This window comes from Microbacterium flavescens, assembly GCF_018588945.1.
Classification (GTDB): Bacteria; Actinomycetota; Actinomycetes; order Actinomycetales; family Microbacteriaceae; genus Microbacterium; species Microbacterium flavescens.
In genome coordinates this window covers 299,934-326,530 of record NZ_JAFIWA010000002.1, presented here as the reverse complement: position 1 = coordinate 326,530, position 26,597 = coordinate 299,934, and the positions used below count along the sequence as shown (strand labels likewise).

The 26,597-nt window shown below is 70.4% G+C and carries 25 protein-coding genes and 2 tRNA genes; 12 read left to right on the top strand and 15 right to left on the bottom strand.

The window, feature by feature from the left end:
• Positions 1-59 precede the first annotated feature (59 nt).
• The 5 genes from pstS (at position 60) to JX005_RS05215 (ending at position 5,355) form a co-directional block, all read left to right on the top strand.
• A complete protein-coding gene (gene pstS / locus JX005_RS05235) occupies positions 60-1,172 on the top strand; it encodes a phosphate ABC transporter substrate-binding protein PstS (RefSeq protein ID WP_214466360.1) in 1,113 nt (370 codons plus the stop codon).
• Positions 1,173-1,244: 72 nt separating this feature from the next.
• Positions 1,245-2,189, top strand: coding sequence for a phosphate ABC transporter permease subunit PstC (gene pstC, locus JX005_RS05230; protein ID WP_214466359.1), 945 nt, complete (start codon positions 1,245-1,247; stop codon positions 2,187-2,189).
• 1 nt (position 2,190) lies between these two features.
• On the top strand, positions 2,191-3,300 hold the full coding sequence (gene pstA, locus JX005_RS05225) for a phosphate ABC transporter permease PstA (protein ID WP_214466358.1): 1,110 nt from the start codon (positions 2,191-2,193) through the stop codon (positions 3,298-3,300).
• Positions 3,301-3,334: 34 nt separating this feature from the next.
• Positions 3,335-4,114 carry a phosphate ABC transporter ATP-binding protein PstB gene (gene pstB / locus JX005_RS05220; protein ID WP_214466357.1) on the top strand — a complete coding sequence of 260 codons (780 nt, stop codon included), beginning with the start codon at positions 3,335-3,337 and terminating at the stop codon, positions 4,112-4,114.
• A 404-nt stretch (positions 4,115-4,518) separates the two neighbouring features.
• Positions 4,519-5,355 carry a type IV toxin-antitoxin system AbiEi family antitoxin domain-containing protein gene (locus tag JX005_RS05215; protein ID WP_214466356.1) on the top strand — a complete coding sequence of 279 codons (837 nt, stop codon included), beginning with the start codon at positions 4,519-4,521 and terminating at the stop codon, positions 5,353-5,355.
• 130 nt (positions 5,356-5,485) lie between these two features.
• Here the strand turns inward: JX005_RS05215 and JX005_RS05210 are convergent, their stop codons facing one another.
• The 6 genes from JX005_RS05210 to sigK all read right to left on the bottom strand — a co-directional run bounded on the left by JX005_RS05210 (position 5,486) and on the right by sigK (position 9,690).
• Positions 5,486-6,373, bottom strand: a complete 888-nt coding sequence (locus tag JX005_RS05210) for an aminodeoxychorismate lyase (RefSeq protein WP_214466355.1) — start codon at positions 6,371-6,373, stop codon at positions 5,486-5,488.
• Positions 6,374-6,547: 174 nt separating this feature from the next.
• Entirely contained in the window at positions 6,548-7,186 is a 639-nt protein-coding gene (locus JX005_RS05205) for a DNA-directed RNA polymerase subunit beta (RefSeq protein ID WP_214466354.1), read from the bottom strand.
• A gap of 169 nt (positions 7,187-7,355) precedes the next feature.
• Positions 7,356-7,763: a VOC family protein gene (locus JX005_RS05200; protein WP_214466353.1), complete on the bottom strand. Its 408-nt coding sequence runs from the start codon at positions 7,761-7,763 to the stop codon at positions 7,356-7,358.
• 76 nt (positions 7,764-7,839) lie between these two features.
• Positions 7,840-8,187 (bottom strand): helix-turn-helix transcriptional regulator, encoded by a 348-nt coding sequence (locus tag JX005_RS05195; protein ID WP_214466678.1) that lies wholly within the window; start codon positions 8,185-8,187, stop codon positions 7,840-7,842.
• 73 nt (positions 8,188-8,260) lie between these two features.
• Positions 8,261-9,088, bottom strand: a complete 828-nt coding sequence (locus tag JX005_RS05190) for an anti-sigma factor (RefSeq protein WP_214466677.1) — start codon at positions 9,086-9,088, stop codon at positions 8,261-8,263.
• Positions 9,088-9,690: an ECF RNA polymerase sigma factor SigK gene (gene sigK / locus JX005_RS05185; protein WP_214466352.1), complete on the bottom strand. Its 603-nt coding sequence runs from the start codon at positions 9,688-9,690 to the stop codon at positions 9,088-9,090. The genes JX005_RS05190 and sigK overlap by 1 nt, the downstream gene beginning before the upstream one ends.
• Positions 9,691-9,935: 245 nt before the next feature.
• Here sigK and JX005_RS05180 point away from each other — a divergent pair, with 245 nt between their 5' ends.
• From JX005_RS05180 to JX005_RS05170, 3 genes are all read left to right on the top strand, one after another.
• A complete protein-coding gene (locus JX005_RS05180; RefSeq protein WP_214466351.1) occupies positions 9,936-10,610 on the top strand; it encodes a fasciclin domain-containing protein in 675 nt (224 codons plus the stop codon).
• Between the two features lie 196 nt (positions 10,611-10,806).
• Positions 10,807-12,309, top strand: coding sequence for a serine/threonine-protein kinase (locus JX005_RS16245; protein ID WP_214466350.1), 1,503 nt, complete (start codon positions 10,807-10,809; stop codon positions 12,307-12,309).
• A 53-nt stretch (positions 12,310-12,362) separates the two neighbouring features.
• Positions 12,363-12,435 (top strand) — tRNA-Lys (locus JX005_RS05170).
• Between the two features lie 58 nt (positions 12,436-12,493).
• On the opposite strand, the gene JX005_RS05165 is transcribed toward JX005_RS05170, so the two are convergent.
• The 3 genes from JX005_RS05165 to JX005_RS05155 are packed head-to-tail and all read right to left on the bottom strand — an operon-like array spanning position 12,494 to position 15,955.
• Positions 12,494-13,033: a GNAT family N-acetyltransferase gene (locus JX005_RS05165; protein WP_214466349.1), complete on the bottom strand. Its 540-nt coding sequence runs from the start codon at positions 13,031-13,033 to the stop codon at positions 12,494-12,496.
• A complete protein-coding gene (locus tag JX005_RS05160; RefSeq protein WP_214466348.1) occupies positions 13,026-13,604 on the bottom strand; it encodes an isochorismatase family protein in 579 nt (192 codons plus the stop codon). The genes JX005_RS05165 and JX005_RS05160 overlap by 8 nt, the downstream gene beginning before the upstream one ends.
• Complete coding sequence (locus tag JX005_RS05155) at positions 13,601-15,955, bottom strand: MMPL family transporter (RefSeq protein ID WP_214466347.1); 2,355 nt, start codon at positions 15,953-15,955, stop codon at positions 13,601-13,603. The genes JX005_RS05160 and JX005_RS05155 overlap by 4 nt, the downstream gene beginning before the upstream one ends.
• Before the next feature lie 55 nt (positions 15,956-16,010).
• Here JX005_RS05155 and JX005_RS05150 point away from each other — a divergent pair, with 55 nt between their 5' ends.
• On the top strand, positions 16,011-16,976 hold the full coding sequence (locus JX005_RS05150) for an EamA family transporter (RefSeq protein WP_214466346.1): 966 nt from the start codon (positions 16,011-16,013) through the stop codon (positions 16,974-16,976).
• A gap of 19 nt (positions 16,977-16,995) precedes the next feature.
• Here the strand turns inward: JX005_RS05150 and JX005_RS05145 are convergent, their stop codons facing one another.
• Positions 16,996-17,391 (bottom strand): hypothetical protein, encoded by a 396-nt coding sequence (locus JX005_RS05145; protein ID WP_214466345.1) that lies wholly within the window; start codon positions 17,389-17,391, stop codon positions 16,996-16,998.
• A 61-nt stretch (positions 17,392-17,452) separates the two neighbouring features.
• Positions 17,453-17,525: transfer RNA gene (locus JX005_RS05140), tRNA-Thr, on the bottom strand.
• Positions 17,526-17,742: 217 nt separating this feature from the next.
• Here JX005_RS05140 and JX005_RS05135 point away from each other — a divergent pair.
• The 3 genes from JX005_RS05135 to JX005_RS05125 all read left to right on the top strand — a co-directional run bounded on the left by JX005_RS05135 (position 17,743) and on the right by JX005_RS05125 (position 20,396).
• Positions 17,743-18,642 carry a MetQ/NlpA family ABC transporter substrate-binding protein gene (locus JX005_RS05135; RefSeq protein WP_214466344.1) on the top strand — a complete coding sequence of 300 codons (900 nt, stop codon included), beginning with the start codon at positions 17,743-17,745 and terminating at the stop codon, positions 18,640-18,642.
• 64 nt (positions 18,643-18,706) lie between these two features.
• A complete protein-coding gene (locus tag JX005_RS05130; protein ID WP_214466343.1) occupies positions 18,707-19,744 on the top strand; it encodes a methionine ABC transporter ATP-binding protein in 1,038 nt (345 codons plus the stop codon).
• On the top strand, positions 19,737-20,396 hold the full coding sequence (locus JX005_RS05125; protein ID WP_214466342.1) for an ABC transporter permease subunit: 660 nt from the start codon (positions 19,737-19,739) through the stop codon (positions 20,394-20,396). Before JX005_RS05130 ends, JX005_RS05125 begins: the two co-directional genes overlap by 8 nt.
• Positions 20,397-20,420: 24 nt before the next feature.
• Here JX005_RS05125 and JX005_RS05120 read toward each other — a convergent pair whose 3' ends face one another.
• From JX005_RS05120 to topA, 4 genes are read right to left on the bottom strand one after another with little or no spacing between them, the layout of a single operon-like run.
• A complete protein-coding gene (locus tag JX005_RS05120; RefSeq protein WP_307858498.1) occupies positions 20,421-21,974 on the bottom strand; it encodes an alpha/beta hydrolase in 1,554 nt (517 codons plus the stop codon).
• Complete coding sequence (locus tag JX005_RS05115; RefSeq protein ID WP_214466341.1) at positions 21,971-23,146, bottom strand: DNA polymerase III subunit delta'; 1,176 nt, start codon at positions 23,144-23,146, stop codon at positions 21,971-21,973. Before JX005_RS05115 ends, JX005_RS05120 begins: the two co-directional genes overlap by 4 nt.
• 40 nt (positions 23,147-23,186) lie before the next feature.
• A complete protein-coding gene (tmk, locus tag JX005_RS05110) occupies positions 23,187-23,822 on the bottom strand; it encodes a dTMP kinase (protein WP_214466340.1) in 636 nt (211 codons plus the stop codon).
• A complete protein-coding gene (gene topA, locus JX005_RS05105; RefSeq protein ID WP_214466339.1) occupies positions 23,819-26,539 on the bottom strand; it encodes a type I DNA topoisomerase in 2,721 nt (906 codons plus the stop codon). Before topA ends, tmk begins: the two co-directional genes overlap by 4 nt.
• Positions 26,540-26,597 lie beyond the last annotated feature (58 nt).

Here is a 26,597-nt window from a genome sequence, read left to right as displayed (position 1 = left end):
ATCACCCGAAGCCCCGAATTCCGGGGCCTCAATTCCCTGACACGTGAAGGATTCACACAGTGAAGATCTCCCGCATCGCCCAGGTGGGCGCTGTCGCCGCAGTCGCGGCCCTCGCCCTCGCCGGCTGCGCCGCAAACGAGGTGCCCGCCGGTGGCAGCACCGACGCACCCACCACCTCGGACCTGTCCGGCGAGATCGCCGGCGGCGGCGCGTCGTCGCAGGAAGTCGCCGTCACCGCATGGACGTCCGGTTTCCAGATCGCGAACCCCGACGTCACCATCACCTACGACCCGGCCGGCTCGGGCGCGGGCCGCGAGTCGTTCCAGGCCGGCGCCTTCCCGTTCGCCGGATCGGACCGCGCGTTCAAGATCGAAGAGCTCGAGGCCGGTCCCTTCGACGGCTGCGTCGACGGATCGGGCATCATCGAGCTGCCGACCTACATCTCGCCGATCGCCGTCATCTTCAACGTCGAAGGCGTCGACGCGCTGAACCTCGACGCAGCGACCATCGCCGGCATGTTCTCCGGCGCGATCACGAAGTGGAACGACCCGGCGATCGCCGCCCTGAACGAGGGCGTCGAGCTTCCCGACCTTGCCGTGACGCCGGTTCACCGCGCCGACGACTCGGGCACGACCGAGAACTTCACCGACTACCTCTTCCAGGCCGCGCCCGAGGCGTGGACCGCCGAGCCGGACGGCGTGTGGCCGCTCGACAGCGGTGAGGCCGCGCAGGGCACGTCGGGCGTGGTGTCCGCCGTCGCCGGCGGCAACGGCACCGTCGGCTACGCCGACGCGTCGCGCGCTGCCGAGGAGGGCCTGTCGACCGCGGCCGTGCAGGTCGGCGATGAGTTCGTCGCCTACTCGCCCGAGGCCGCAGCCGCCATCGTCGACGCGTCGCCGTTCGAGGAGGGTCGCGGCGAGGGAGACCTCGCCATCGCCCTCGACCGCACCTCGGAGGAGGCCGGCGTCTACCCGATCGTGCTCGTGAGCTACATGATCGCGTGCCAGGAGTACGCCGACCCGGCTGTCGCGCCGATCGTCAAGGGGTACCTGCAGTTCGTCGCCAGCCCCGAGGGCCAGGACGCCGCAGCAGCCGCCGCCGGCAACGCACCCATCTCGGAGACGCTGCGCGAGCAGATCGACGCGGCGATCGAGACGATCGTCACGGACTAGAACCGTTGAGACCCGGCCCGGTGCATCGCCGGGCCGGGTCTCACCCCCAGCAAAGCGAACCAGAAGGACACCATGACGACGACCACAGCCCCGGCACCGGGCAAGGTCAGGCAACGGCGCGGAGACCGCTGGTTCTCGGGCACGGCGCTCGCTGCGGGCAGCATGATCCTCGTGACGCTCGCCGCCGTCGCGATCTTCCTCATCGTCCAGTCGATCCCCGGCCTGACCGCCACCGGCGACACCGCCTCGCTGCTCGCGACGGACTTCTGGGACTACGTGTGGCCGCTCGTGTTCGGCACCGTGTGGGCCTCCCTCCTCGCACTGCTCATGGCCGTGCCGCTGGCCGTCTCGGTCGCACTCTTCATCTCGCACTACGCGCCGCGCCGTCTCGCGCAGGGGCTGGGTTACGTCGTCGACCTGCTCGCCGCGGTGCCCTCCGTCGTCTTCGGCCTGTGGGGCATCATCGTGCTCGCCCCCGCCGTGCAGCCCGTGTACGCGTGGCTGAACGTCCACATGGGATGGTTCCCGCTGTTCGGCGGGACCGTCTCGGCCACCGGCCGGACGATCTTCACCGCCGCCATCGTGCTCGCCGTCATGGTGGTGCCGATCATCACCGCGATCTGCCGCGAGATCTTCCTCCAGACGCCCGTGCTGCATGAGGAGGCCGCCCTGGCGCTCGGGGCCACGCGCTGGGAGATGGTGCGGATGGCGGTCTTCCCATTCGGGCGGAGCGGAATCGTCTCGGCCTCGATGCTCGGCCTCGGCCGCGCCCTCGGCGAGACGATGGCCGTGGCGATGGTGCTCTCGGCGACCGGCGTGGTCACCTTCAAGCTCTTCACCTCCGAGAACCCCAGCACGATTCCGGCGAACATCGCGCTGACCTTCCCCGAGGCGTACGGCGCGAACATCAACGTGCTCATCGCGACGGGTCTCATCCTCTTCGTCGTCACCTTCGCCGTGAACGCGATCGCACGCTGGATCGTCAGTCGGCGCAAGGAATTCTCGGGAGCCAACTGACATGACCACTCTGACCGCTCCCTCGACCCAGGCGCCGTCGCCGGCACCGGTGCGCGAACACCAGCGCCTCACCAGCGGCCACCTTCCGGTCTGGGCGCCGTGGGCGATCCTCGGGGCGAGCACCCTCATCACGGCGCTGGTCTTCGGCATCCTCGCGATGGCCGGCGGCTCGGAGTTCAGCGTCGCGGGGTGGGCCGTCGTCACCGCCGTCGTCTACCTCGTACTCATCACCGCGATCTCAAGCCTCGTCGAGGGTCGCCGCAAGGGCGTCGACCGCCTCGTCACGGGCGTCGTGACGGCTGCATTCGCCGTCGCCATGGTGCCGCTCGTCTCGGTGGCCTGGACCGTCCTCGTCAACGGCATCGCGGGCCTCAGCGCCGAGTTCTTCTCGAGCTCGATGCGCAACGTCGTCGGCGAAGGCGGCGGTGCGCTGCACGCGGTGGTCGGCACCCTTCTCATCACGCTCGCTGCGGCCGTCATCTCGATCCCGATCGGCATCTTCACGGCGATCTACCTGGTCGAGTACGGCGCGGGCAAGCGTCTGGCCCAGGGCATCACGTTCCTCGTGGACGTCATGACCGGCATCCCCTCGATCGTCGCGGGTCTGTTCGCCTACGCGCTGTTCGCGCTGATCTTCGGACCGGGCATCCGCATGGGCATCATGGGCTCGATCGCGCTCTCGGTGCTCATGATCCCCGTCGTGGTCCGCTCGAGCGAGGAGATGCTGCGCCTCGTGCCGAACGAGCTGCGTGAGGCGTCATACGCCCTCGGCGTGCCCAAGTGGCTCACGATCACCAAGGTCGTCCTGCCGACGTCCATCGCCGGCATCACCACGGGTGTCATGCTGTCGATCTCGCGCGTCATCGGCGAGACGGCCCCCCTGCTGCTGACGGCCGGCGTCGCGACGTCGATGAACTACAACCTCTTCGAGGGCCGCATGATGACGCTGCCCGTGTTCGCGTACACGCAGTACATGAACGCCGGCATTCCCGTGCAGGCATATCACGACCGAGCCTGGGCGGCCGCGCTCGTCCTGATCGTCATCGTGATGCTGCTCAACCTGGTCGCGCGTCTCGTCGCGAAGATCTACTCCCCCAAGCTCGGCCGCTGACGGCCCCCCGAACCGAATCGAAACCCGAGGAATCGTGTCCAAGAGCATCGAAGTCAACGATCTGAACGTCTACTACGGCGACTTCCTGGCCGTCGAGGGCGTCTCGCTCGACATCGAACCGCGCAGCGTGACGGCCTTCATCGGCCCCTCCGGCTGCGGGAAGTCGACCTTCCTGCGCACTCTCAACCGCATGCACGAGGTCATCCCCGGCGCGCGGGTCGAGGGCAAGGTCCTGCTCGATGGCGACGACCTGTACGGGGCCAACGTCGACCCGGTGCTCGTCCGCCGGCAGGTGGGCATGGTCTTCCAGCGCCCGAACCCCTTCCCGACGATGTCGATCAAGGAGAACGTGCTCGCGGGAGTGCGACTCAACAACAAGCGCATGGCCAAGTCCGACGCCGATGCGCTCGTCGAGAAGTCGCTGCGGGGCGCGAACCTGTGGAACGAGGTCAAGGACCGCCTCGACCGGCCCGGCTCGAGCCTCTCGGGCGGTCAGCAGCAGCGTCTGTGCATCGCCCGGGCGATCGCCGTCTCGCCCGAGGTCATCCTGATGGACGAGCCCTGCTCGGCCCTCGACCCGATCTCGACCTACGCGATCGAGGAGCTCATCGGCGAGCTCAAGAACGACTACACGGTCGTCATCGTGACGCACAACATGCAGCAGGCCTCGCGCGTGAGCGACAAGACGGCGTTCTTCAACATCGCCGGCACCGGCAAGCCCGGCAAGCTCATCGAGTACGACGAGACCCGGTCGATCTTCACGACCCCGTCGGTGCAGGCCACCGAGGACTACGTCTCCGGCCGGTTCGGGTAGCGCGCCAGCGCTACCCGAACCCGGTTGTCGAGTAGCGCGCCAGCGCGTATCGAGACACGGGTAGCCCGCCCGACTGTGGCAACCTCGGATATCCCCGCGACACGCCGGGGCGCGGCATCCCACCACCGGCGTGTCGGGCACGATCTCCGATGTTGCGACGACGGCGCCTCCTCCTGAGGGCCACGACCGTCGTCGGCCTGACCGGCGCCCAGCCCCTGTCCGTTGCCGCAACGTCGGAGATCTTGGGGACACGCCGGGGCGCGGCATCCCTCCACCGGCGTGTCGGACACGATCTCCGATGTTGCGGCGGCGGCGCCTCCTCCCGAGGGGGCCTGGGCCGTCGGCTGTCCACGGGCGGAGCCTTCGGCAGCGAGCGGATGCCGCGGCCCGCGCACGCTGGAGCGATGTGCTCCACCACCCAGCCGGCCGTGCGCTCGCTGCGCGAGCTGCGCGGGGCGGGGCTCGGTCGCGGGGCTGTCACCGCAGGACTCCGCGACGGATCGCTGGTGCGGCTGCGTCGGGGCGTCTACGCCTCCGACGGTGCATGCGATGCGATTCGCCGGGCGGCGGAGCATGGTGGGTCGCTCGCGTGCGTCAGCGCCGCACGGCATCTGGGGCTCTGGGTCTGCGGACAGGAGGAGGAGGAGGAGCAGGTGCACGTCTGGCTGCGAGCGCACGGACGCGCGTACGCCCACGACGACTGCGCCTGCATCGGCCACTGGGACGCGGCGGGCGCGAAGAACGTGTTCGGCATCCCGTCGGTACCGAGAGTGCTGCGGCAGATCCTGCTGTGCCGCGGGGTCGAGGACTTCTTCGTCGCGCTCGAGTCGGCCCGGCGCCAGCGGCGCATCTCCCGGCGCGGGCTGGCGTGGCTGCGGGCTCACACGAACGACGCGGGCCGAGACGCCATCGCGTTCTCCCGCTCCGATGCCGACAGCGGACTCGAGTCGCTCCTCCGATGGCGCCTGCGGCCCTACGGCCTCGCGATCCGCACGCAGGTGCGCCTCGCCTCGGTCGGCGTCGTGGACTTCCTGATCGGCGAGCGGCTGATCATCGAGGTCGACGGAGTCGTCAATCATGACGGCGAGTCGCACCGGCACAAGGATCTCGTCCGCGATGCGAACGCCGCGGCGTGGGGGTTCGTCACCCTCCGGTTCGACTACGCGATGGTCGTCCACGACTGGGAGACGGTCGAGCTCGCCATCCTCGGCGCAATCGACCGCGGTCTGCATCTGGCCTGACCCCTGTCGACCGCGTGCCGCAGAATCGGAGATCGTCTGCGGCACGCCGGGCGCGGCATCCCTCCACCGGCGTGTCGGACACGATCTCCGATGTTGCGACGAGGCGAGGCGAGGCGCGGGCGGCGCCCGATCAGGCGCGGGGGCTCAGCAGGAACTGATTGAAGGATGCCGTCAGCTCGCGGTCGGCCGTCAGTTCGGCGCCGTCGATCGCGATGATCGGCACGGCCAGGCGCACGCTGGAGAGCAGCCACGCGGCATCCGCGGTGGCGAGGCGCCCGACGGGGATCGTCTCGTACGCCGTCTCGTGGCCGAGGCTCGCGAGATGGTCGAAGAGCCCGAGCTGGGTCGTGCCGTGCAGGATGCCGCCGTTCGGCGCCGGCGTGACGAACCGGTCGCCCTCCTTGAGCACCAGCGACGACGTCGGCGCCTCGAGCACGAAGCCGTCGGAGGAGACGAAGATCGCGTCGTCGGCGCCGCGGCGCTTGGCCTCGCGCAGCGCGGCCATGTTGACCGCGTACGACAGGGTCTTCGCGCCGAGCAGCAGCCACGGCGCCCGGGCGGGGGTGTCGATCGAGTAGCCGCGGTCGAGCGTCACGACGCGGATGCCGCGCTCCCTCACCCCGGTGTTGTCGGGTGCCCGGGCAGCGGTGACCCACGCGGTCGGCGTGGGGCCGTGCTCGATGCCGCGGCTGAGCATGAGCTTGATCACGCCTTCGCCCTGCTCCGGGCAGTGCTCGGCCGCCGTGAAGACGGCCTGGCGCCACTGCTCGCGGTTCGGCACGGGAAGGTCGCACAGCGACGCGGAGTGCGCGAGCCGGTCGAGGTGGGCGATGAGCTCCTGCGGGTGCCGGTCGACGACGCCCACCGACTCGAAGATGCCGTCGCCGCGCTGCGTGCTGAGCTCGCCGACGCTGAGTGCGGGGGCGGTGGCGTCGATCACGCGGAACGTGCCGGCGAAGTCGGTGCGGGAGTCATCGGATGCCGCGGGGTCGATGACGAGCGCGAAACTCAGGGCCATGCGTCCGAGCCTAAGCCGTCGGGAATACCGTCGCGACGCACTCGGTTACACTTGTTCGGCCGGGCCGCAGTAACCCCGGGCTCCATCTTCTGCCGCTGCGAGCGGCCTCGCGCCGAGAGGCGTTCTGCGGCCCGGCACCATCGTCTCCGGGCACCGGACAACCCGGCTCAGCCGTCAGGTCAGCGAGTCCCGGCGCCACAGCGCGGCGCACGCAGTCAGATCGATTCCGTAGTCGGCGAGGCGCAGGGCACGCGTCGTGAAGGCCGACGCCCGCTCGGGCTCGGTGTTCTCGTAGTCGTCGGCGAGATGCGTCGCCCCGGACGCCTGCACGCGGCAGAACGCCGCCGCCCGGTCGAGCGCGACGGCGAAGTCCCCCTCGAACAGCCCCCGGAGGATCTGGTCGATCAGCGCCACGAGCTCATCGGGTCCGGCCGGCGACGGCGCCCCGGCGACCACGGCGTCGGCCGACGCCAGCTCGTCGCGGCCGCGCTCGTACAGCAGCGCCGCAGTGCGCGGATCGTCGTGGATCATGAGCTGCAGCAGGTAGAGGCGCCAGAGCGCCCCCGGCAGGGTCTTCGCGGGCGACCTCGACCACAGCTCGGCGATGTCGTCGATACCGTGCTCGTCGGTGAACGCCACGAGCCGGTCGACGACCTGCCCGTCGGGGTCTTCCCTCACCCGCGCCAGCAGCGCGTGAGCGGTCGAGTGGGCGACCCGGGAGACCTCGGCCGGATCCTCGGCGGCGAACAGCCGGTCGAAGAGCTCGGCGGGGCGCTTGACGGGCTTGTGGAAGTCCCTGGACTCGTCGCTCACCCGATCCAGGCTACCGGCCGGTTCTCCGTGCGAGGCCGGTTCTCGGGCTCGCTCCCGACGAGCGCGAGTCCGGCGTCGCGGCGTCCGGATTCCTCCGTCGCCGAGTCGGAAGCCGCCGCGGCGAGGCGGGCGGCGGCTTCCCACGGGAGGCACATGCCGTCGCCCCGACTCAGGCCTGATTGATGCGGATGTGGTTGCCCGCAGGATCGCGGAACGCGCAGTCGCGCGGCCCCCAGTCCTGCACGATCGGCTCCTGCAGCACCTCCGCGCCGGACGCGCGCAGGCGCTCGAACGTCGCGTCGATGTCGTCGGTGGTGAACACGTAGGGGCCGGGGCCGGAGCCCTTCACGACGAGCCGCTGCAGGGCGTCGCCGTCTTCCGGCGAGCGGCCGGCGGTCGGGTCGGAGAGGACGACGGCCAGTCCCTCCTGGCCCGCGAATCCGAAGCTGAGCCAGCGGTGACCGTCGTATGACACGTCATTGACGATCTCGAGGCCGAGACCGTCACGGTAGAACGGGATCGCGGCCTCGACGTCGTCGACCGTGATCGGGCAGTAGGCGAGTGCGGTGGTGGTCATGGATGCCACGCTAGGCCAGCCCCGCAGGGCGGCGCTTCTCCGATCCTGCTCGGTCTCGAGGAGGGTGACGCGGGGATCAGGCGTAGCGGGCGGGACGCGTGAGGATCTTCGCGACGCACAGCGGCATGGCCTCAGCAGCCTCGTGCGAGCGCGCGCGATACGCGCTCGGCGGCTCGCCGACGATCTCGGTGAACGTCGAGCTGAACGACCCGAGCGATGTCGCGCCGACCGCGGTGCAGGCATCCGTCACCGTCGTCCCGTTCCGCAGGAGCGCCATCGCCCGCTCGATGCGCCGGGTCATGAGGTACGCGTAGGGGGTCTCGCCGTATGCCGCCTTGAACTCGCGCGAGAAATGGGCGGGCGACATCAGCGCCTTCGCCGCCATGGTGGGCACGTCGAGGGGCTCGGCGTAGTCGCGGTCCATCAGATCGCGCGCACGGCGGAGGTGCGCGAGGGTCTGCGGAGTCTGCGGGCCGGCCACCCTTTCACGGTAGCGCTCAGGCCGTGGGGATGGCCACGATCGGTTCGGCAGACGGCGTGCCGTCGGGCGACCCGCCCTGCGGCTCCACCGTCACGGCGATCGTGTCGCCCGGCTCCATCTCGCCCTCCAGCACCACGGTCGCCCCTTCGGCGGAGGGCTCGAAGACCCCCGCCGGCATCGGGTCGGCACCCTCTCGCAGGAGCCACAGCTCGAAGCTCTGGTCGTCGGCGATCTCGGGCAGGCCGTTCGACACGAGCACCGCCTTGCCGACCGACGCCGACCAGTGCGCCGTCGCCGTGCCGCCGTCGATCACCTCGGCCGTCGCCGCCTGCGCGTCGGGCGCCGCCTCGATCTCAGCCAGCGCCGCGACCTCGGGCGGGCGGTTGACGTACTGGTTGATGGTGACCGCTCCGAAGCCGAGCACCACGAGGATCACCATCGAGGCGGCGAGCGTCAGCAGCCCGCGCGTCCAGTTGCGGCGCGAGATCGCCTGGATCGTGGTGGTCGTCGGGGACGGGTCGGTGACGGGCGCGTCATCGTCGGACGGCGCCGGCGCAGGCTGCGAAGACGCCGGATCGGCGACGGCGGCGGCGGCCGAGGCATCCATGTCGGGAACCTGAGGCATGGTGGAGATCCGCGAGAGCAGCGTGGACCGCAGGGTCAGCGGCGGAGCGACTTTCGACACGCCGTCGGCGAGCGCGACGGCGGTGTCCGCGTCGGCTTCGGCGAGCTTCGCCCACTCCGGATGCTCGGCCAGCGCCGCCTCGAAGGCGCGCCGGTCAGCGGGCGACAGCGCGTTCAGCGCATAGCCTGCCGACAGTTCGGCGAACTCCTGCTCGTCCATCACGCGGTCACCCCCATCTCTGCTCTCAGTCGGGACAGCCCGTCCCGCATCCGGGTCTTGATCGTTCCCAGCGGCGCCCCCATCAGCACCGCGATCTCGCTCTGACTGTAACCGCCGTAATAGGCGAGGGTCAGCGCTTCCCGCTGCACGTCCGGCAGGGCGGACAGGGCGGTTGCGACCCTCTCCCCCTCGATGCGCAGCTCGACCTGTTCGGCGACCCCGTCGTGGGCCACTTCGAGATCGCGGAACCCCGCCCGCACATCCCGGTTCGTGCTCGCCTGCGACGCCCGCACCCGGTCGACGGCCCGGCGATGCGCGATCGTGAGGACCCAGGATCTTCCCTGACCTCTGTTCGGCGCGAACCGCGAAGCGGATTGCCAGACCTCCAGGAACACCTCCTGCAGCACCTCTTCGCTCTGGGAGCGATCGACGAGCACGCGCACGATCAGACCGAAGGCACGCGGCGAGAGCATGTCGTACAGGCGGCCGAACGCGGCTTGATCGCCCGTGGCGACGCGCTGCAGCAGTTCGCCGACATGGTCGATGGGCTCGGCGCCGTCCTCCGGCACGTCGATCCCGTCGATCACCATGTCCACCAGCATGCCTTACTCACCTCTCGTGCACGGCACAGGCCGCGCCCTCCTCTTGTTCGCGGCACATCACCGCATCGGATTGGCAGCGAAGAAGAAGCGAGCGGATGCCGCGACCGGCGGGGCACGGCATCCGCGATGTATTCATTCCAATCCAATTTCCGACCGGTCTCCGAAGACCCCTGTGCAGCCGCTCCTGCGGCTCGCTCCCCGCACCGGGGACTGCGGTCCAACCGGACCTCACTGAGGAGGAAGTCATGTCACGCATCACCCGGAAGCGCGTCTCGGCGGGACTCGCGCTCGCCTTCGCCGCCACCTTCGCTCTGTCGGCCTGTTCGATGGGCGGCTCCGCCGCTGAGCCCGCGGACGAGCCGTCGACCCCCGCGGTCGAGGAGTCCGAGGAGCCCATGGAGGACATGGAGGAGATGGACCCCGCCGCGAACCTCGTCGGCCCCGGCTGCGCCGGCTACGCCGAAGCGGTGCCGGACGGCGCTGGATCGGTCGAGGGCATGGCCGCCGATCCCGTGGCCACCGCCGCGTCGAACAACCCGCTGCTGACGACCCTCGTCGCCGCGGTGAGCGGACAGCTCAACCCCGACGTCAACCTGGTCGACACCCTCAACGGTGACGAGTTCACGGTGTTCGCTCCGGTCGACGAGGCGTTCGCCGCGATCGATCCCGCCACCATCGAGGCGCTCAAGACCGACAGCGCGACGCTCAGCGCGATCCTCACGTACCACGTGGTGCCCGGCCAGGCTGCACCGGCCGACGTCGTCGGCACGCACACGACCGTCCAGGGCGGTGACCTCGAAGTCACCGGCAGCGGCGACGAGCTGATGGTCAACGGCGCCAACGTGATCTGCGGCGGTGTGCAGACGGCCAACGCCACGGTGTACCTGATCGACGCGGTGCTGATGCCGCCGACTTCCTGACCGAACGCCGGCTGCGTCCGGCGTTCTCGGGGCGGCGAACCGCCGGTGCCTGCGAGGTGGCACCGGCGGTTTCGTCGTGCGCTTGCACTACATACCCCCAACCGTCAAGAGGCGTGTTGTGGGCACCCTCCGCGCGTACGTTTACGGCAAGTGCTGGGGCGCGCCGGAGGGGTGCGACGCCCGGCACGGGAGGATCATGACTGACCTGCGGGAAGCCACAGAAGTCTCGACCGGCGCCATACTCGACGGGCGCTATCGGCTCGAGGCGCGCATCGGCGAAGGCGGCATGGCGCGTGTGTTCCGGGCGGAGGATGCCGCGCTGCGGCGCACCGTCGCCATCAAGGTGCTGCGCGGTCAGGTGGACGAGGTGTGCTCGGTCGAGAGAGCCCTGTCGGAGACCACCCTCCTCGCCTCGCTCAGCCACCACTCGCTCGTGACGCTGTTCGACGCTCACGTCTCGGAGCACGACGCGAGCTACCTCGTGATGGAGTACGTCGACGGCATCACGATGCGCGAACTGATCGCGGACGGTCCCGTGGACGCGGCACTCATGGCGTCGATCGCCGTCGACATCGCCGAGGGGCTGCACATCGCGCACTCGGCGGGAGTCGTCCACCGCGACATCAAGCCGTCCAACGTGCTGCTCTGGCATTCGCCCATGCCGGGTCCGCAATGGCGCGCCAAACTGGCCGACTTCGGCATCGCGTACCTTCTGGACTCGCCGCGTATGACGAGTCCGGGCATCGCGGTCGGCACGGTCGCGTACATCGCCCCCGAGCAGGCTCGCGGCGAGACGCCGGCGCCGCCCGCCGACATCTACGCGCTCGGAATCATGCTGATCGAGGCTCTCACCGGCGCGCGGCCGTTCGCCGAGGCGGAAGGGATCGGCACGGTGATGGCTCGCCTGGCCGCACCGCCCACGATCCCCGACACTCTTCACCCGGCGTGGCAGGGCCTGCTCCGCGGGATGACGGCGATGCGGCCCGAGGACCGGCCGACCGCCCTGGACGTTGCCGTCACGGCGCGCCGTCTCGCTGAGAGCGACGACGCCGCCGTCCAGCCGCTCCCCGACGTGACCGCGGCCATGCCGCAGGCGACGCGAGCCACCGCGATCCTGCCGGCAGCCACGCGCGCTGCGCTCGTGGCCGCGGCGACCGCCGCCCCGGCAGCAGCAGGGGCTGGGACCGGGCCCACGGGTGTCATGACCCCGCGCGCCACCTCTCCCGTTGCGGCTGCGATGGTCGCACTCTCGGAGCATCCGAGCGGTCCCATCCCGACGCGGCGGTCGAACGCACCCCGCAATCGGCGCGCGCATCGCCGGCGGATCGGCATCGGTGCCGCCGTCGCCGCTGTGCTCGTGATCGTCGCCGTCGTGGTGGCGGCGTGGTCGCTGTCTCTGGCGGACGCGGCCACTCCCTCCCCGAAGACACCCGCCGTCGTCGAGCCCTCCGTCGAGCCGTCGGTGCAGCCCTCGGTCGAGCCGTCGGTCGAGCCCGCGGTCGAGCCGGCCGTCGCGCCGACGGAGAACGCGCCCGCCCCGGTGCAGAACACCAGTGGTGGCAACAGCAGCGGGCCGGGCAGCGACAACGGTGGCAGCAATGGCAATGGCGGCGGCAGCGACAACCGCGGACCCGGCAACAACAACGGCAGCAACGGCAACGGGAACAGCGGGAACGGCAACGGGAACGGGAACCGCTGATCGCCGTCGGCCGCACCGACGAGCCTTCCGCGCCAAGTAGGCTGGATCGCTGAGGGCCTCTAGCTCAGTCGGTAGAGCATCGGACTTTTAATCCGCGGGTCGTGGGTTCGAGCCCCACGGGGCCCACTCTCACTCCTGAGCGGATGCCTCGGCCCCGAGCCCCGCGCGCCGCGCGCACCGCGGCTCAGGCATCCGCGAGCGCCCGCTCCATTTCGAGCTCGCGGCCGTTCTGGCCGTCGATCGTGCCGCCGGTGGGCTCGAACCCGAGACGTCGGTAGGCCGCCCGCGCCCGCCCGTTGTCCTGGTGGACGTCGAGGAGGAGGCGTTCGCAGCCCTGATCGCGCGCCCACACCGCACCAGCGGCCATGAGGTCGTCGAGGACGCCGCGACCGCGGTACGGCGGACTGACGTAGACCGCGACGGCGAGCGCCGTGCCGCCGTCACGGATGCGGCCGAAGTAGTCGGGCGTCGCCGAGTCGGGAATGAGGATCGTCACGGTGCCCACCCAGGTGGACCCGATCTCGGCGATGAACTGCGCGGCCGAGCCCGACAGTGCCGCTGCGATCGCCCGTGAGTCCCAGAACTCGCCGGACCGGGCCGCAGCCTCGTCGTAGGACTCGAGGAACGCGATTCCGGCGGCGGGATCCTGCAGCGCTTCCAGCCGGAGCGCGCGGAGCCGCTCGCCGTCGCTCGCGAGGACGCGGCGGACGTGCGGGTCAGACACCGGACTCGGCGAGCTCGGCTCCGGCGTGGGCGAGCTCGGCGAGCGCCGCCTCGCTGCTCTCGGCGGCGACACCCGCGACGAGGTCGGTCAGGATGCGGACGTGCCGACCGTGCTCGATGGCGTCGAGGGCGGAGGCGCGCACGCAGTGGTCGGTCGCGAGGCCCGACACATCCACATCGACCACGCCGTGCTCTTCCAGCAGGTGCGCGACGCTCACCCCGTCGTCGGTCGTGCCCTCGAACAGCGAGTAGGCGGGCACTCCCTGCCCCTTCTTTACGTGGTGCGTCACGGCTGCGGTGTCGAGGCCCGGATCGTACTCGGCGCCCTCGGTGCCGCTCACGCAGTGGACGGGCCAGCTGTCGACGAAATCGGGCTCGGGGTGGAAGTGGCCGCCGTTGTCGTTGTGGCCGTCGTGCCAGTCGCGCGACGCGACGATGACGGAGTACTCCCCCGCGTGCGCCCCGAGGTACCGGGTGATGCGCTCCGCGACGGCGTCACCGCCGTCGACCCCGAGCGCACCGCCCTCCGTGAAGTCGTTCTGGACGTCGACGATGAACAGCGCTTTGCTCATGATTCGAGCGTACGCCGGTACTCCTCGCGAGTCAGCGGGTGCCCGTCTTCGGCGAGCACTTCCGGTGCCGTCTCAGCAGGGATCGGCTGCTCGCCGTCCGACACGGAGGCGGGAGCCGTGCCAATCGACGGGGACTGCTCGGGCCGCAGCATCCGCTCTCCCTTCTCGGGGCCGTTGCGCCACAGCTTCGACGGCCACCAGATCGCCCGGCCGATGTCGTACGACAGGGCGGGCACCAGGAGCGAGCGCACGATGAAGGTGTCGAGCAGCACGCCGAAGGCGACGATGAACGCGAGCTGCGCGAGGAACAGGATCGGGATGACCCCGAGGGCCGCGAACGTCGCCGCCAGCACGAGTCCCGCCGACGTGATCACGCCGCCCGTGGCCACGAGTCCGCGCAGGATGCCGCGTCGCGTGCCGTGCACGAGCGACTCTTCCCGCACCCGCGACATCAGGAAGATGTTGTAGTCCACGCCGAGCGCGACGAGGAAGACGAATCCGTACAGCGGCACCGCCGGATCCGCTCCGGGGAACGCGAAGACGCCGTTGAAGACGAGCGCGCTCACGCCGAGCGCGGTCGCGTACGACAGGATGACGGTCGCGATCAGCAGGACCGGCGCGATGATCGACCGCAGCAGCAGCATGAGGATCAGCAGGATCACTCCGAGCACCACGGGGATGATGACGGTGCGGTCCCGGATCGAGGTGTCGTTCGAGTCGATGTCGGTCGCCGTCTCGCCGCCGACGAGCGCCGTGCTCACGCCCAGCGCCTCGTCGAGGTCGGTGCGCAGCTCGCGCACGACGTCCTCGGCCGCGAGCGAGTCGGCGGCATCGGTCAGCGTTCCGATGACGAGCACGTCGCCGTCCGCGACCGTCGGCTCGGGTGCGGGGGTTCCCGGCGGGCCGACGGCGGTGAAGACCGGCTCACCGTCTTCGACCTCGACGGACGCCTGACCGGTGGGCGAGTCCTCGGATGCGATCGCCACCGACTCGACGCCGTCCGACGCCTCGAGAACTTCGACGGTCTCGGCGAGGTCCTCCTCGGGCACGATGACGTACACCGGGCTGCCCGACCCTGCGGGGAAGTGCTCGGCGAGCACCTCCTGGCCGTCGCGAGCCTCGGACGCCCCCAGCACGAGGTCGCTCGACGGCACCCCGTCCGCCTTCAGCTGCGTGATGCCGACGGCGCCGACGAGCAGCACGATCGTGCACACGACCCACACCGCGCGGGCGTGGCGGGCGATGAAGCGCGCCTGACGTGGCCACACGCCCTTGACGGGCTTCGTGAGGTCGTCGGGCATCGTCGCCATCGGCTCCTTCGGGATGAAGGGCCAGAACGCCGCGCGGCCGACCAGCGCGAGCAGGGCAGGCAGGAACGTCAGCGCGGAGAGCACCGAGAACGCGATGCCGATCGAGGCGATGGGTCCGAGCGCGCGGTTCGTCGCGAGATCGGACAGCAGCAGGCACAGCAGGCCGGCGATCACCGTGCCGCCCGACGCCAGGATCGGCTCGAAGGCTCCGCGCCAGGCCGTGACCACGGCATCCCACCGCTTCCTGCCCTCGGCGACGGCTTCTCGGAACCGTGCGACGTACAGCAGGGCGTAGTCCGTGGCAGCGCCGATCACGAGGATGAAGAGGATGCCCTGCACCTGGCCGTTGAGCACGACGATGCCCGCCTTGGCCAGCCACCACACCGTGAGCAGCGCGACGCACAACGCGAACACCGAGGTCAGCAGCACCAGCACGGGCAGCAGCGGCGAGCGGTAGACGATCACGAGGATGACGAACACCGCCAGGAGCGCGACGCCGAGCAGCAGTCCGTCGATCCCGAGGAAGCCCTCGACGAGGTCGGCGGTGAAGCCCGCCGGGCCGGTCACCCAGCCCTCCATGCCGTCCGGAAGCTCCTCGGCCACGAGCGCGCGGATCTCCGCGATCACCTCGCCCACGTCTCCCTCGGCGTCGATCGGGACGAAGATCTGCACCGCTTCGCCGTCCTCCGACGGGATGGGAGGCGAGATGTCGTCCAGCACGCCGTCGACCGCCGCGATGTCGTCAGCGAGGGTCTGCACGTCGGCGAGCTGATCCTCAGTGAGCTCGCCGTCGCCCGTCACGACCACGAGGGCCGGGATGCTGTCCCCGCCGAGGAAGTCGGGCAGGCGCTCGTTGACCTGGGTCGCGTCGGCGCTCTCGGGCAGGAACGACGACCGGTCGTTGCTGGAGACCTCGTCGACCTTGCCGAAGTAGGGGCCGCCCATGGCGCCGACGGCGAGCCACACGAGTACGAGGAGGGCGGGGATGCCGACGCGCAGCCATCGGGTCGGTTGACGGTCGGTACGCGCAGAGGTCGACATATCACTAGTTTATCTAGCGAAATAGGTGATCGCGACCATCCCTATGCTGAATCCGATGATCTCCGCCGTTCTGGCCCTCGTCGGCGCGCTGCTGTACGGCGCTGCCGACTTCTTCGGCGGCGTCGCGGCGAAGCGCCTCAGGTCGATCGTGGTCACGGCCGTCGCGGGGCTGTCGGGACTGATCGCGCTCGCTATCGCCCTGCCGCTCGTCGGTGGGGTCTGGACCCTCGCCGACATGGCGTGGGGCGCGCTGGCCGGGCTCTTCGGCCTCATCGCCGTCGCCCTCCTCTACGCGTGCCTCGCCGTCGGGCCGATGAGCATCCTCTCGCCGCTGACCGCCGTCATCTCGGCCATCGCCCCGATGCTCTGGGGCCTGCTGATCGACGGCGAGACCCTCTCCCCCGTGGCGTATGCGGGTCTCGGCGTCGCACTGGTCGCCGTCGTGCTGGTCGGCTTCATCCCCGGCGAGAAGGTGGTGCGCCCGAGCGCCCGCGGGCTCCTCATGGCCGTCGGAGCCGGCGCGGCGATCGGCGGATTCCTGATCGTCCTCGATCAGACCGCCACCGACAGCGGGCTGGTGCCGCTCGTGATGAGCCGCGCCACCACGGTCGTGGTGACGTCGGCGATCGTCGCCGGGCTGGCGATGGTCGCCGTGCGGCGCGGGCTGGCCGCGGCATCCGTCCTCACTCCCGCCGGAACATCCGTCGGCGCCACTCCGAGCGGTCACGCCGACCTGGAGCACGCATCGACGGGCGCGACCGCGGTGCCTCAGCCGGCGTCTCCGGTCGCACGGGCGTGGTGGCTCGCGATCGTGTGCGGAGTCGTGGATGCCGCGGCCAACGTCCTCCTGCTGGTGGCGCTGCGCGGGGGCGAGCTGTCGATCGTCTCCGCGCTGACGGCTCTGTATCCGGCGGGGACGATCCTGCTCGCAGCCATCGTGCTGCGCGAGCGCGTCGCGGGGATCCAGTGGCTGGGTCTGGCGCTGGCGCTGGTCGCCGGCGGGATGCTCGCGCTGGGCTGACCGCGCCTCGCCGTGCGGATCAGCCGCGGATGAAGAGGAGGACGAGCGACGTGGCGAGCGCGACGATGCCCACGCCGAGCAGGCCGAGCGAGAGGAACGCGACCGCCCTCACGGCCGGGGATCCCTGCGTCAGGCGCATGCGGCCACGACCGCCGCGGCGGTAGTAGATGTCGGCCATGCTCTTGCCGGCGAGGGCGCGCTCCTGCTCGTGGGTCAGGTGCGCCTCGTTGACACCGCCGTCCTCGTCGAACCACCGCACGACCCGGCCGTGCTCACCGTCGTCGAGCACTCCGCGAGTGGGCAGCCAGGTGCCGTCGAAGAGGTACATCACCAGTGCGACGCCGGCGACCAGGGCGCCCAGACCGAACCCCACCCACGAGAAGATCTCGACGACGGCGTCGATCGTGGAGTGCATCGGTCCTCTTCGTTTATGCGGGTACGAAGAAGGCCCGCCAGAAGCGGGCCTCTCCGGTGTGAGCCACCTAAGGGAATCGAACCCTTGACCTATTCATTACGAGTGAATCGCTCTGCCGACTGAGCTAAGGTGGCGCGCTTCGCTTGCGCGATGCACGATCAACGATCTTACAGGAGCGCGGGGGTGCTCGCGAACACGCCCCCGCCCGCCCGGTGTCGACGTGTTACGCGTCGATTCGGACCCCTTCCCGCCCCGACGTAGCGTCGACGGGTACCGCGACGAAGCGAGCGCGGTCCGCCCGATCGTGCTTGTGGTCCACCCCCGTCGCGGCTTTGACGCACAGGAGCACACATGTCCAAGAAGTTCACGATCGCAGCCGCAGCGGCCCTCCCGCTCGCCCTCCTCCTCGCCGGCTGCGCCGGCGCGAGCGCCGAGACCGGAGGTGCGGACGCCGCGGGAACCGACGAGGTCATCCGCATCGGCGTCGTGGGCGCCGGCGACCCCTACTGGGAGACCTACAAGGAGGCGGCCGCCGCCGAGGGCATCGAGGTCGAGCTCGTCGACTTCAGCGAGTACACGCAGCCGAACCCGGCGCTCTCGGCCGGGGAGCTGGATCTCAACCAGTTCCAGCACGTGATCTACCTCGCGACCTACAACGTCGCGAGCGAAGACGACCTGCAGCCCATCGGCGCCACGGCGATCTACCCGCTCGGGCTGTACTCGTCGCAGTACGAGTCGGTCGAGGACATCCCGGAGGGCGCCACGGTGGCCGTGCCCAACGATGAGAGCAACCAGGCCCGCGGGCTGCTGGTGCTGCAGTCGGCCGGCCTCATCGAGCTGAAGGACGGCGGGTCGATCTTCTCCACGGTCGCCGATGTCGAGCCGTCGTCGAAGGTCACCGTCGAGGCGCTCGACGCCGCCCTCACGGCGACGTCGCTGCCCGACGTGGCCGCCGCGATCATCAACAACGACTTCGTCGCGGACGCCGGTCTCAGCTTCCAGGATGCGATCGCGGTCGACGACCCGTCCGACCCGAACGCCCTGCCGTACGTGAACATCTTCGCGGCGCGTGCCGAGGACGCCGACAACCCGACGTACCTGAAGCTCGTCGAGATCTACCAGAACACCCAGGAGGTGCTCGACGGCGTGCAGGACGCCTCCGGCGGCACCGCGGTGTTCGTCGACACCCCCGCCGAGGACCTCGTCGCGTCGCTGACCGACGTCGAGGAAGACGTCCGCGCCACCCAGTGAGCCCGTCGCGTCGTGCGGTCCGCTCGAACCGAGCGGGCCGCACGCGCACGTCCCAGGAAGAACCATGAGCCTCATCCGACTGAGCGGCGTCTCCAAGACGTTCCCGCCCCCGGCCAAGGACGCCCCGCCGGTCACGGCCGTCGACGCCGTCGACCTCGAGATCGCCGCCGGGGAGGTGTGCGGCATCATCGGCTACTCCGGAGCCGGCAAGAGCACGGTGCTGCGCCTCGTGAACGCCCTCGAGACGCCGACGCACGGCACCGTCGAGATCGACGGGCGGGACGTCACGCGACTGCGCGAGCGGGATCTGCGCGAGCTGCGCGGCGACATCGGCATGATCTTCCAGCAGTTCAATCTCTTCGACTCCCGGACGGTCGCCAAGAACGTCGCGTATCCCCTCGAGATCGCCGGGCGGTCGCGAGCCGAGATCGCGACCCGCGTCGGCGAGCTGCTGACGTTCGTGGGACTCGCCGACAAGGCGCGCAGCTATCCCGAGCAGCTCTCGGGCGGCCAGAAGCAGCGCGTCGGCATCGCACGCGCGCTCGCCACGAGCCCGCGCATCCTCCTCGCCGACGAGGCCACCAGCGCGCTCGACCCCGACACGACGCAGGATGTGCTCGGCCTCCTCCAGCGCGTCAACCGCGAGCTCGGCATCACGATCCTCGTCATCACCCACGAGATGGACGTCATCCGCACCCTGGCCGACCGCGTGGTCGTCATGGAGGCGGGGCGCATCATCGAGAGCGGCGAGGTCTTCGACGTGCTGTCCGCACCGCAGCATCCCTCGACCCGGCGCTTCGTCTCGAGCATCATCGAGGACGTCCCCGCCGGCGCGCAGCTGCGCACTCTCCGCGACCGCCACCCGGGGCGCATCGTCACGTTCACCGTGCGGGACGGCGACGTCACCCAGGCCGACGTGTTCGCGGCTCTCTCGGCGCACGGCGTGCGGTTCGAGCTGATCCACGGCGGCATCAACGACATCCGCGGCCGCGTCTTCGGGCACCTGACGCTGTCGCTGAGCGGGGACGACGCCGCCGTCGACGCCGCGATCTCCGCCGCCGCGGCGTTCGCGCCGCTGATCGAGGAGGACGTCCGTGGATAGGCTCATCGACCTGCTCCCCGAGCTGTGGGCGGCCACCGCCGAGACGCTCTACATGGTGACGTTCAGCCTCGTGCTGGGCGGTCTCGGCGGTCTGGTGCTCGGCGTCGCGCTCTACGCGACGCGCGCCGGGAGCCTCTTCCCGAACCGCGCCGTGTTCGGCACGCTCAACGTCGTCGTCAACACGGTGCGCCCCATCCCGTTCGTCATCCTCCTGACAGCGCTGCAGCCGCTCGCGCGCAGCGTCGGCATCCCGGGCATCGGCACCAACTTCGGTGTCTTCGTGATCTCGATCGCGTCGCTCTTCGCCATCAGCCGCATCGTGGAGCAGAACCTCCTCACCGTGCGCCCGGGCGTGATCGAGGCGGCCCGCGCCGCCGGCGCCAGCCGCTCGCGCATCCTGTTCCGCCTCATCCCGCGCGAGTCCCTCGGACCCCTCATCCTCGGCTACACGTTCATCGTCGTGGCCCTCGTCGACATGACGGCGATGGCCGGTGCGGTGGCGGCCGGCGGCCTGGGCGACTTCGCGATCGTCTACGGGTTCAAGCAGTTCAATCCGTGGGTGACGTGGGCCGCCGTGATCGTGATCGTCGTCATCGTGCAGGGCGTCCAGTTCCTCGGGAACGCCCTGGCCCGCCGAGTGCTTCGCCGATAGTCGAGCGGATGCCGCGGCATCCGCTCAGCCGCACGTGAGCCCGTCTTCCGGGACGGTCCCTTCGAGCAGGTAGGTCTCGACGGCACTGTCGACGCAGTCGCTGCCCTTGTTGTAGCCGGTGTGGCCCTCGCCCTCCCGGGTGACGAGCACGCCGGAGGCGAGCTGCTCGGCCAGCGAGACCGACCACTCGTAGGGGGTGGCGGGGTCATTCGTGGTGCCGACGACGACGATCGGCGCTGCCCCTTCGGCTGCGATGGGCTCGCGCACCCCGGTGGGCGGGTACGGCCAGTCGGTGCAGGGGTTCACGCCGAACCAGTACGGCGCGACCGTGGGCGCCTCGTCGGCGAGTCGGTCCCGGGCTGCGGCGAGCTGGTCGGGCGTCGCCTCGTTCGGGTAGTCCATGCAGTTGTAGGTGCGGAACGCCTCGGTCTGATTGTCGAGGTAGGCGCCGCTCTCGCGGTTGAAGTAGAAGTCGGCGAGCAGGAAGGCGGTCTCAGGATCGCCCTCGAGCGCGGACTCCAGGGCGAGCGAGAGGTACGGCCAGCTCTCCTGCGAGTAGAGCGCAGCCACGATGCCGGTCATGAGCGAGTCGGCCCCGAGCATGCGGCCGTCCGCCGCCGGGAGCGGATCGCGATCGACCGAGGCCAGCAGCGTGCCGAGGTCTGCCATCGCATCGTCGACGGTGCCGCGGAACGGGCAGTCGCTGCCCTCGAGGCAGTCGGCCATGTAGGCGCGCAGCGCCGACTCGAAGCCGACCCCCTGCACGACGTCGACGTCGAGGCTCGAGATGGCGGGGTCGACCGCGCCGTCGAGGACCAGGCGGCCGACCTTCTCGGGGAACAGCTTCGCGTAGGTCGCTCCGAGGAAGGTGCCGTACGAATAGCCGAGGTAGTGGAGTTCGCGGTCGCCCAGGACGGCGCGCAGCAGGTCCATGTCGCGGGCGGAGTTCTCCGTCGTGATGAAGGGGATGATGCCGTCGCTGTTGTCGTCGCACGCCTCGGCGAACCCGGCGTGGCGTTCGCGCAGCTCGTCGGCCCAGGCATCCGTCCCCCGCTCGTTCTCGGGGATGTCGAACAGGTACGCGTCCATCTCCGGCGCGTCGAAGCAGCGGACCGCGGTCGACTCCCCCACGCCCCGCGGGTCGAAGCCGATCACGTCGAACTGCTCGCGCAACGGCTCGCCCACCGCGAACTCGAGGGAGTCGCGGATGAGGCCGACGCCGCTCGCGCCGGGACCGCCCGGGTTCGTCAGGAGCGACCCGATCGCCTCGCCGCCCGTCGCGCGGCTGCGGATGACGGAGAGCTCGATCTCGCCCGCGGACGGCTCGGCCCAGTCGAGCGGGGCCGTCACGGTCGTGCATTCCAGCCCGTCACCGCAGTCCGCCCAGTCGAGCTCCTGCCCGTAGAACGGCAGCAGGTCGGCGGCGACGCCCTCGGTGTCGGGCTCCGGGCTCGCTGTGGAGGCGGGGCCGGTGCTCTCGGGGATCATCGCGTAGAGGCATCCGCTCAACGCGAGCGACGCGGCGACGAGCCCGGCGACGGCGGCGGAGACGCGACGGGCGCGACGGGGAGTTTTCACGGGGTCCTTCCGCTCGCGACGGTGACGAGCATGCTCTCGAGGGCGAGCGTGGGCGCGGCGTTGAGCTCGACGTTCTCGCGCGTCTCGGCGATGCGGTCGACGACGGTGAGCGTGCGATCGATGGGCCAGGCTTCGGCCAGCGCGCGGAGGTCGGGTTCGAGCTCGCGGTTGATGAGGTCGGCGTCGCGCCCGAACTGCAGCATCAGCACGTCGCGGAACATCGACTCGAGGTCGGTGAGGACGCGGTCGATGCCGTCGCGCAGGCTGCGAGTGGCGCGCCGCTTCTGGTCGTCTTCGAGTGCCGACAGCTGTGAGCGGACGGCCGGGGGCACTGCCGCGCCCTCGGCGATGCCCAGGGTGCGCAGCAGACCGGCGCGCTCCGCCTCGTCGCGTTCGGCCGTGAGCGCCTTGGCGTCTTCGGTCGCGGCCTGCACGATGCGCCCCGCCACGTCGACCGCATCGCCGACGCCGCGCACGCGCAGGACGGCGCGCAGCGTGTCGTCGCGGCGGGCGCGGGCCGCGGCATCCGTCGCCAATCGCTGCGCCATGCCGATGTGGCGCTGGGCGTGCCGGGCGGACTGCTCGGCCGTCGCGGCGTCGGCTCCGGTGCGCTCGACGATCAGGCGTGCGACGTCGGCGACGTCGGGCTCGCGCAGCCGAAGCGTGCGCACGCGGGAGCGGATCGTGGGCAGGAGGTCGGCGTCGCTCGGGGCGCAGAGCACCCAGACGGTGCGCTCGGGCGGCTCTTCGAGGGCCTTCAGCAGCACGTTGGACGTGCGTTCGGCCATGCGGTCGGCGTCTTCCATGACGATGACGCGGTAGCGGCCGAGCGAGGGCGAGAAGTACGAGCGCTCGACGAGCGCGCGGGCGTCTTTGATCGAGATGATCACGCCTTCGGTGCGCAGCGCGGCGAGGTCGGGGTGGGTGCCGGCGAGCACTTGGCGCATCGCGTTCTCGTCGCCCGGCTCGGCGATGAGGGCCGCTGCGAACGCGTAGGCGAGCGTCGATCGACCTGACCCGGGCGGGCCGGTGATGAGCCAGGCGTGGGTGAGTGCGGCGGGATCGGATGCCGCGTCCTGCAGCATCGCGACGGCGGCGTCCTGCCCCCAGACCGCCCCCCACGGAACCTCCGCGAGAGCGCTCGAGGGCGCTGTGCTCGCCGTGGATTCCATGCTGGTCAGCCTAGTCGCGGGGAGGGACGCAGCCGTCCGCTCACCCCAGGACGCCGGCCACGCGCTCGCGCACCGTGGCGGCCAGCTCGGCCGGCGCGAGGGTCGCGTCGAGCACCAGGAATCGGCCGGGCTCGGCGGCCGCGAGAGCGAGGAACTCCTCGCGGACGCGGACGTGGAAGGTCTCGCGCTCCGCCTCCAGGCGGTCGAAGGGCTTGTCGTCGGCGTCGAGCCGCTGACGTGCGACCGTCGGGTCGAGGTCGAGCAGCACGGTGAGGTCGGGAAGGAGTCCGGCGGTCGCCCACAGCGAGAGGTCGCGCACTTCGTCGCGGCCGAGGATCCGGCCCGCGCCCTGGTAGGCGATCGACGAGTCGAGGTAGCGGTCCTGGATCACGACGTCGCCGCGTTCGAGCGCGGGGCGCACCACGGTCTCGATGTGGTGGGCGCGGTCGGCGGCGTAGAGGAGGGCCTCGGCGCGCGGTGCGACTTCGCCGCGGTGGTGCAGCACGATGTCGCGGATGAGCGTGCCGACCTCGGTGCCGCCTGGCTCGCGCGTGCGCACGACGGCGTGCCCGGCATCCGTCAGCCATTCCTCGAGCAGCGACGCCTGCGTGGTCTTGCCCGCGCCGTCGCCGCCCTCGAACGTGATGAAGAGCCCGGGGTGCCCTGCAGCGGTCACTTCTTCGCCGGCGCCTTCTTCGTCGTCTTCCGCGTCGTGGCGCGCTTCGGAGCCGGACCCTTCGCCCGCTTCTCGGCGAGCATCTGCACGGCGATCTCATACGTGATGTCATCCGGCGTCTGACCGCGCGGAATGGTCACGTTGGTGACGCCGTCGGTGACGTACGGGCCGAACCGGCCGTCCTTCACCTTGATCGGCTTCTCGCTCACCGGGTCGTTCTCGAACTCCTTGAGGGCGCTGCTCGCCCCGCGGGCGCCGTACTTCGGCTGCGCGTAGACGGCGAGCGCCTCCTCGAGCGTGATGTCGAAGAGCTGGTCCTCGCTCTGCAGCGTGCGCGAGTCGGTGCCCTTCTTGAGGTACGGGCCGTACCGGCCGTTCTGCGCGGTGATCTCGGCGCCCGACTCGGGGTCGACGCCGACGACGCGCGGAAGGTCGAGCAGCCGCAGGGCGGTGTCGAGGTCGATCGTGTCGACCGACATCGACTTGAACAGCGACGCGGTGCGCGGCTTGGGCGCCGCCTCCTTCTTCGCCCCGCGCTTCTTCGGCGCGGGCTCCGCGGCGGGTGCCTCGACGACCTCGCCCGTCCGCTCGTCGACCTCTTCGGCCGCGGGCGGGTCGGTCTCCTGCACGTACGGCCCGAACCGGCCGTCCTTCACGACGATGAGCTTGCCGTTGGCAGGGTTCTCGCCCAGCACGCGGTCGCCCGCAACGGGGGCGTCGATGAGCTCCTGCGCCTTGGCGGGCGTGAGCTCGTCGGGGGCGAGATCCTCGGGGATGTTCACGCGCCGGGGCTCGCCGTCGGGCTGCTCGGCATTGGCGATCTCGAGGTACGGACCGTACTTGCCGAAGCGGAGCGTCGCGACGTCGCCGATCGGCGTGGAGTTGAGCGCGCGGGCGTCGATCTCGCCGAGGTTGTCGACGATGTTGCGGAGGCCGACCTGCTCGTCGGAGCCGAAGTAGAACTCCTTCAGCCAGTCCTCGCGCTTCTGCTCGCCGCGCGCGATGGCGTCGAGGTCGTCTTCGAGTGCGGCGGTGAAGTCGTAGTCGACGAGGTCGGCGAAGTGCTCTTCCAGCAGCCGCACGACGCTGAACGCCAGCCAGCTCGGGATGAGCGCCTGGCCGCGCTTGGTGACGTAGCCGCGATTGAGGATGACGTCGATGATGCTCGCGAAGGTCGACGGACGGCCGATGCCCTTCTCCTCGAGCGCCTTGACCAGGCTCGCCTCGGTGTAGCGGGGCTTCGGGCTGGTCGCGTGCCCCTTCGGCTCGACGTCCTTCAGCCGGAGCACGTCGCCGACGGCGAGGGCGGGCAGCGACTGGTCGTCGGCCTTATCGGCGTCGCCGCGCTTCTCGTCCTTGCCCTCTTCGTATGCCTCGAGGAAGCCCTTGAAGGTGTACACGGTGCCCGACGCTGTGAACTCGGCGCGACGGCCGCCCGCGTCGACGCTCAGCGTGACGGTGGTGGTCTCGTACTTCGCGTCGGACATCTGGCTGGCCATCGTGCGCTTCCAGATGAGGTCGTACAGGCGCTGCTCGTCACGGTCGAGCTCGCCGGCGACCGATGCCGGAGTGCGGAAGACATCGCCCGACGGGCGGATCGCCTCGTGCGCCTCCTGCGCGTTCTTGCTCTTGCTCGCGTAGACCCGCGGGTTGAGCGGCACGGCCTTCTCGCCGTACATCGCGACGGCCTGCTCGCGCGCCGCCTTCACGGCCTGCGTGCTCAGCGCCGTCGAGTCGGTGCGCATATAGGTGATGAAGCCCTTCTCGTAGAGACGCTGGGCGACGCTCATCGCGTGCTTCGCGCTCATCGAGAGCTTGCGGCCGGCTTCCTGCTGCAGCGTCGACGTGGTGAAGGGCGCGCGCGGGCCGCGGGTGCCCGGCTTCGCCTCAACGGAGGTGACGGATGCCTCGCCCGCAGCCTCGATCGCAGCGGCGAGTTCGCGCGCCGCATCCTCGTCGAGGACGAGCACGGCCTTCTTCAGCTCACCGCGGTCGTCGAAGTCGGTGCCGCGTGCCAGGCCCGCGCCGTCGACGCGGGCGAGACGGGCCGCGAAGGACTCGGCTGCTCCCTGCGGTCGGGCGGGGAGAGCGAGGGTCTCGATGTCCCAGTAGGAGGCGGAAACGAACGCCATGCGCTCGCGCTCGCGCTCGACCACCATGCGGGTCGCGGCGGACTGGACGCGCCCGGCGGACGTCCCCTGCTGAACCTTGAACCAGAGCACGGGGCTGACGTCCCAGCCGTACAGGCGGTCGAGGATGCGGCGGGTCTCCTGGGCGTCGACGAGCGCGAGGTCGAGCTCGCGCGTGTGCTCGACGGCGGCCTGGATGGCGTCCTTGGTGATCTCGTGGAAGACCATCCGCTTGACCGGAACCTTGGGCTTCAGGGTCTCGAGGAGGTGCCACGCGATGGCTTCGCCCTCGCGATCTTCATCGGTGGCGAGCAGGAGCTCCTCCGCCCCCTTCAGCGCGCGCTTGAGTTCGGCGACGGTCTTGCGGCCGCGCTCGCTCTCGACGTAATAGGGCGTGAAGCCGTTGTCGACGTCGATGGAGTACTTGCCGTACGCCTGCTTCTTGTCGGCCGGGATGTCCTTCTTGTCTGCGAGATCGCGAATGTGCCCGACCGAGCTGAGCACCTCGTAGCCGTCGCCGAGGTAACCCTGGATCGACCTCATCTTCGTCGGTGACTCGACGATGACGAGCTTCTTGCCTTCTGCCAACGGGGGCGTCCTTTCTTCGTCGCAAACCATACACGCCGGTTATCGGAGTGGTCGCTGT

Bases quoted from the DNA above. Each gene is read 5' to 3' on its own strand.
- pstC (WP_214466359.1), top strand. From the start codon at position 1,245: ATGACGACGACCACAGCCCCGGCACCGGGCAAGGTCAGGCAACGGCGC.
- pstA (WP_214466358.1), top strand. From the start codon at position 2,191: ATGACCACTCTGACCGCTCCCTCGACCCAGGCGCCGTCGCCGGCACCG.
- JX005_RS05215 (WP_214466356.1), top strand. From the start codon at position 4,519: ATGTGCTCCACCACCCAGCCGGCCGTGCGCTCGCTGCGCGAGCTGCGC.
- JX005_RS05210 (WP_214466355.1), bottom strand. From the start codon at position 6,373: ATGGCCCTGAGTTTCGCGCTCGTCATCGACCCCGCGGCATCCGATGAC.
- JX005_RS05200 (WP_214466353.1), bottom strand. From the start codon at position 7,763: ATGACCACCACCGCACTCGCCTACTGCCCGATCACGGTCGACGACGTC.
- JX005_RS05195 (WP_214466678.1), bottom strand. From the start codon at position 8,187: ATGGACCGCGACTACGCCGAGCCCCTCGACGTGCCCACCATGGCGGCG.
- JX005_RS05190 (WP_214466677.1), bottom strand. From the start codon at position 9,088: ATGGACGAGCAGGAGTTCGCCGAACTGTCGGCAGGCTATGCGCTGAAC.
- sigK (WP_214466352.1), bottom strand. From the start codon at position 9,690: ATGCTGGTGGACATGGTGATCGACGGGATCGACGTGCCGGAGGACGGC.
- JX005_RS05180 (WP_214466351.1), top strand. From the start codon at position 9,936: ATGTCACGCATCACCCGGAAGCGCGTCTCGGCGGGACTCGCGCTCGCC.
- JX005_RS16245 (WP_214466350.1), top strand. From the start codon at position 10,807: ATGACTGACCTGCGGGAAGCCACAGAAGTCTCGACCGGCGCCATACTC.
- JX005_RS05160 (WP_214466348.1), bottom strand. From the start codon at position 13,604: ATGAGCAAAGCGCTGTTCATCGTCGACGTCCAGAACGACTTCACGGAG.
- JX005_RS05155 (WP_214466347.1), bottom strand. From the start codon at position 15,955: ATGTCGACCTCTGCGCGTACCGACCGTCAACCGACCCGATGGCTGCGC.
- JX005_RS05150 (WP_214466346.1), top strand. From the start codon at position 16,011: ATGATCTCCGCCGTTCTGGCCCTCGTCGGCGCGCTGCTGTACGGCGCT.
- JX005_RS05145 (WP_214466345.1), bottom strand. From the start codon at position 17,391: ATGCACTCCACGATCGACGCCGTCGTCGAGATCTTCTCGTGGGTGGGG.
- JX005_RS05135 (WP_214466344.1), top strand. From the start codon at position 17,743: ATGTCCAAGAAGTTCACGATCGCAGCCGCAGCGGCCCTCCCGCTCGCC.
- JX005_RS05130 (WP_214466343.1), top strand. From the start codon at position 18,707: ATGAGCCTCATCCGACTGAGCGGCGTCTCCAAGACGTTCCCGCCCCCG.
- JX005_RS05115 (WP_214466341.1), bottom strand. From the start codon at position 23,146: ATGGAATCCACGGCGAGCACAGCGCCCTCGAGCGCTCTCGCGGAGGTT.